The organism is Streptomyces sp. NPDC005195 (genome assembly GCF_040608315.1).
Taxonomy (GTDB): Bacteria; Actinomycetota; Actinomycetes; order Streptomycetales; family Streptomycetaceae; genus Streptomyces; species Streptomyces kaempferi.
The window spans coordinates 1-2001 of sequence record NZ_JBEXHZ010000273.1; the positions used below are offsets into that span (position 1 = coordinate 1).

1 protein-coding gene and 1 pseudogene are annotated in these 2001 nt (G+C 71.9%); one reads left to right on the forward strand and one right to left on the reverse strand.

What is annotated here, in order from left to right:
- Positions 1–92: 92 nt before the first annotated feature.
- On the reverse strand, positions 93–797 hold the full coding sequence (locus tag ABZV34_RS38880; protein ID WP_356287840.1) for a ribonuclease BN: 705 nt from the start codon (positions 795–797) through the stop codon (positions 93–95).
- Between the two features lie 621 nt (positions 798–1418).
- On the opposite strand from ABZV34_RS38880, the pseudogene ABZV34_RS38885 reads away from it, so the two are divergent.
- Positions 1419–2001 (forward strand): annotated as a pseudogene (locus ABZV34_RS38885) (NAD-binding lipoprotein); the annotation flags it as partial.

Sequence of the window (2001 nt, forward strand, 5' to 3'; positions counted from 1 at the left end):
GACCGCGGTCGCCGCGGCCACGATGACGGCGCGGCCGCGGAACAGGGTCCATGACAGCGACCGGGCGTGAGACCAACGTGGACGCACGGTCTTCACGGGGTGGTGTGCCGCTCCACGGCGTCGTGGATGTGGCGGCCCAGCAGGGCTCCGCCGAAGACGACGAAACCGACGCCGATGAGCCACGACTGCACGACGAGAACGGTGCCGACGGTCCCGTAGCTGATCGCGTTGTTCACGATCAGCGGTGAGAACACGACGTACGAGAAGCCGCGCAGGCCGACCAGCCCCGCCATCGTGGCCACCGCGCCCGGCAACAGTGCCGACCACGCCACTCTCTCGCCGAGCAGGAAGTGCTGCCCCCACCAGAAGAAGAGGATGCCGAAGAACACGGTGAGCGCGACGCGCACGATGGTCTCCGTGAGCCCGCCGACCAGCACCGCGCCGCTCTCCGCCTCGCTGAACAGGTACGCCGTCAGGGCGGCGAGCCACACCACACGGCGCCACGCGTGATGCCAGGGGCCCGCAGGGATCTCCCAGATCCTCTCGTAGCCGTTCTGCACGCTCGAGGCGAAACTGAGTCCGAAAAGCGCGACGGCGAGCACACTGAAGGCGCTGGTCGTGCTCAGCACCCGCCGCGGTGCCGAGAACAACTTCTCCACGGCGTCCGCCGGATGCCCCGACAGGCTCATGCCGTCGATCACCCACAGGGCGAATCCCCGGTGTTCGAAGGGGGCCGCCGCCGCGACGACGATGAGCAGCGGCGTCAGGGTGACCATACTCAGTGCCGCGAACCCCATGGCACGGTGCAACAGTTCCAGCTCGCTGCCGTGCTGCCAGAGACGACCGAGGGCCGAGTCGTGCCAGACGGCTCGCGGGGTCCGGCGTCGGCGCCGTCCGTTGCGTGGCACGTCGGAGGAGTCCGTCATGCGCACCTCGCTTTCCGGTGCCCCTGAGGCCTGTGGCTGCCTCCCGCGCGCCGAAAGGCTCCCGGCATCTGGCGCTCCTTCCCTGAGCCGGCACCCACGGACAGCGGTGCCGGGGGTCCGGCCCAGCCGCCTGGGGGAACGTTGACGGATTCCCGCCCCGCTCCTGGGCCAAACCCGCCCCGCGGCCGATCACCCTTCCGGGCGGGCGGCCTCCACCTGACCCGGCCGCTCACCCGCTGACCGTCTCCTCGCCACGGCCCCGTCTTTTCGCCACGGCGCCCGTCTCCTCGCCACGGCGCCCGTCGCGACGGCGTCTGCCCGAAAGAATGAATCGGCTCCCGATTCCCGCGTGTCCCGGTGCCGGAGACCGCACTGTGAGGCGGCGGCCCGGCAGCGCCGTGCCGTCGGCACGGCACGGTGGACGTCCGGCACGGCCGTCGCCGCGGCGACGCGGTACGAGGACCGGCTAGGGGTGGGGTGGGATTGGAACGGCTGGAAGAGCCGCGGCCGGTGTCGTTACAGGACCGGGCGCGTTACCGCTTCGACCGTACGCTGGCCCGCAGTGCGGGCACCCTGATGGGCTGGCTGGTGATCACTTGCCTGGCCGTCGTGGTCCCGGTGAGCGCGCTGCTGGTGTGGACGGACCCCGGTTCCCCGCGCTCGCTGCCGGGGCGGCTGACCGCGGTGTGGCGGACCAGCGCGGAGACGCTGCGCCTCGGCGCGGTGACGGGCACCCCGGTGCGCATACTGCTCTCGGCCCTGCTCGGGCTGGTCGCCCTGCTGTGCGTGTCGACTCTTGTCGGGGTCATCACCACGGGACTGGCCGACCGGCTGGCGGAGTTGAGCCGCGGCAGGTCGACGGTGATCGAGGAGGGGCATGCCGTCGTACTCGGCTGGTCGGACCAGGTGGCCACGGTGGTCGGTGAACTGATCGCCGCCCAGGCCGCGCACCGGCCGCGGGCCATCGTCCTGCTCGCCGACCGGGACAAGACCGAGATGGAGCGGGTGCTGGCCCTCCAGACCGGTCCGCCGGGCCGCGCCCGGATCATCTGCCGCAGCGGCCCGGCCAGCGACC

Bases quoted from the DNA above. Each gene is read 5' to 3' on its own strand.
- ABZV34_RS38880 (WP_356287840.1), bottom strand. From the start codon at position 797: ATGGGGTTCGCGGCACTGAGTATGGTCACCCTGACGCCGCTGCTCATC.